We start from the raw sequence: 2,572 nt of genomic DNA, 5'->3' as shown, positions 1-2,572 counted from the left end.
CACGCCCTGGCCGCCGCGCCCGCGCCCGCCGCGGCCCCGACCGGCCGCCTCGACCCCGCCGAGTACGTCGGCGACGCCGCCGCCCGGACCGGCTTCGGCGGCCTGGAGGCGATCGACGAGATCACCATGGTCGCGGTCCCCGACCTGATGAGCGCCTACCAGCGCGGCGACCTCGACGACGAGGGCCTGCGCACCGTCCAGCTGGCGGTGATGTCGCACTGCGAGCAGATGGGCGACCGGATCGCCGTCCTGGACCCGCCGCCCGGCCTCAACGCCCAGCGGATGCGCACCTGGCGCAACGACGAGGCGGGCTTCGACTCCCGCTACGCCGCGCTCTACTACCCGTGGATCAAGGTGTTCGACCCGGCGAGCGGCCGCAACGTGCTGGTCCCGCCGAGCGGGCACGTCGCCGGGGTGTGGGCCCGCAGCGACGCCGAGCGCGGCGTGCACAAGGCGCCCGCCAACGAGGTCATCCGCGGCGCGGTGGACCTGGAGCTGCGCCTCAGCAAGGGCGAGCAGGACCTGCTGAACCCGATCGGCGTCAACTGCGTCCGGGCGTTCCCCGGGCGCGGCATCCGGATCTGGGGCGCGCGCACCCTCTCCTCCGACCCGGCGTGGCGCTACCTGAACGTCCGCCGGATGTTCAACTACCTGGAGGAGTCCATCCTCCTGGGGACCCAGTGGGTGGTCTTCGAGCCCAACGACGACCGGCTGTGGTCCAGCATCCGCCGGAACATCACCGCGTTCCTCACCGAGGAGTGGCGACGCGGGGCCCTGTTCGGCCAGACCGCGGCCGAGGCCTTCTACGTCAAGTGCGACCGCGACAACAACCCGCCGGAGTCCATCGACCTCGGCCAGGTGATCTGCGAGATCGGCGTCTCCCCGGTGAAGCCCGCGGAGTTCGTGGTGTTCCGGCTGTCCCAGTTCTCCGACAGCACGAGCCTCGTCAACGAATGACCGGCCGGCTCGGTCGGCACCACCCCTCCGTGCCGCTCCTCGGCACCCTCGGCACCCCTCGCATCGGAAGGTGACACAGACCCATGGCTGAAGGCGATCCGCTCTCCACACACATATTCGGCGTCCAACTCGGCGGCTACAACGTCGAGTCCGTCAAGGAGATCAGCAACCTGACGGTCGAACAGGACGTCGTCGAGTACAAGCAGGTGACCCAAGAGGGCAAACTGATCGTCCGCAAGCAGCCCGGCGCCCGGCTCCCCGGCGAGGTGACCATCACCCGCGGCCTGGACAAGAGCGGCGCGTTCACGGACTGGATCAAGGAGACCCTCAACAACGGGGCGATCAACACCGCGCGGCAGAACCTCACCATCGAGGTCAAGGACACCACCGGTGCCACCCTGCGGCGCATCCAGCTCCTCAACGCCTGGGCCAGCCGCTGGGAGGGCCCGACCCTCAGCGCCGGCGAATCCAGCGCCGCCACCGAGACCGTGACCATCGTGTTCGAGGAGATCTCGGTCGAGTGAGGCGCAAGATCGGCCTGGAGGAGCTGCTGGAACGGGCTCCGGCCCCCCAGAACACCGCGCCGCAGCAGCAGGCCCCGGCGGCAGCGACGGCGGCGCAGCCCCGGGGGCGGGTGCCGCACACCGAGTTCGAGTTCGAGCTGCCGATCGGGTACGTGGACGACGACGGCACCGTGCACCGGCACGGCGCCATGCGCCTGGCCACCGCCCGTGACGAGCTGATGCCGCAGATCGACCTGCGGGTCAAGGAGAACCCGGCCTACCTCAGTGTGGTGCTGCTCAGCCACGTGATCACCCGGCTCGGCGACCTCACCGACGTGCACGCCGGGATCGTCGAGCGGATGTACGCCACCGACGTGGCCTTCCTCCAGGACCTCTACCAGCGGATCAACAGCGAAGGCCACACGCGCGCCGCGGTGACCTGCCCGCACTGCGACGGCGCCTTCGAGGTCGACCTCGCCGGTGGGCGCCTGGGGGAATCGTGACGTACGCGCCTGCTCGGCTGTACGAGGAGATCGCGTACATCGCCTACCACTTCCACTGGCAGCGGGAGGACATCCTCGACCTGACCCACCGCGAACGCGGGCAGTGGGTCAGGGAGATCGCCCGGATCAACACCCGCATCAGCGAAGGCGGGTGAGCCGGGTGGGGCTTCGGGACTGGATCGGCCGGCGTCGGGGCGGCACCGACGCCGCTGTCGGCGACGGCGGCGACGGCGGTGCTGACGGTGCGTCCGGCGGTACGGGCGAGGTCGTTCAGCGGCGCCGGGCGTCCGGGGACGGGGGCTGGCGCGCGGTCGCGCCGCTGGTCCCGACCCTCGCCGGGCCGGGCCACGGCGTCAGCGACGGCCTGAGGTTCCGGTCCCGGCTCAGCGCGTGGCAGGACCCCTCGCTCTGCGGGCCGCTCGGCCACGCGGTCCTCCCGACCGCGCCGGCCGGCATCCTGCGGGCGGTGGCCGGGCCGGGCTCTCCGGCGCCCGTCCGCACGGGCGGGGACGAGCTCGTCGTGCCGGTCCTCCCGAGGGAGTCCGGGGCGGAAGAGCCCGTGGAGAGCGGGGAGTCGGCGGCGGCCCGGCAGGCCCGGCCGGTCCAGCG

The 2,572-nt window shown here is 72.1% G+C and carries 4 protein-coding genes and 1 pseudogene; all 5 read left to right on the top strand.

Annotated elements, in window-relative coordinates; all coding sequences use genetic code 11:
* A partial coding sequence (locus tag AE652_RS39350; protein WP_049660365.1) for a phage tail sheath subtilisin-like domain-containing protein occupies positions 1-957 on the top strand: 957 nt, incomplete at its 5' end.
* A gap of 83 nt (positions 958-1,040) precedes the next feature.
* The gene (locus tag AE652_RS39345) at positions 1,041-1,481 is read left to right on the top strand and encodes a phage tail protein (protein ID WP_049660364.1); all 441 of its coding nucleotides are present in this window, start codon (positions 1,041-1,043) and stop codon (positions 1,479-1,481) included.
* Positions 1,478-1,963, top strand: a complete 486-nt coding sequence (locus AE652_RS39340; RefSeq protein WP_049660362.1) for a hypothetical protein — start codon at positions 1,478-1,480, stop codon at positions 1,961-1,963. Before AE652_RS39345 ends, AE652_RS39340 begins: the two co-directional genes overlap by 4 nt.
* The gene (locus tag AE652_RS47630; RefSeq protein WP_199823216.1) at positions 1,960-2,118 is read left to right on the top strand and encodes a DUF6760 family protein; all 159 of its coding nucleotides are present in this window, start codon (positions 1,960-1,962) and stop codon (positions 2,116-2,118) included. Before AE652_RS39340 ends, AE652_RS47630 begins: the two co-directional genes overlap by 4 nt.
* Positions 2,119-2,123: 5 nt before the next feature.
* Positions 2,124-2,572: pseudogene (locus tag AE652_RS39335) on the top strand (hypothetical protein); the annotation flags it as partial.

Origin of the sequence: Kitasatospora sp. MY 5-36 (assembly GCF_001182915.1) — a bacterium.
Lineage (GTDB): Bacteria > Actinomycetota > Actinomycetes > Streptomycetales > Streptomycetaceae > Kitasatospora.
This window is presented reverse-complemented; position numbering and strand designations above follow the sequence as displayed.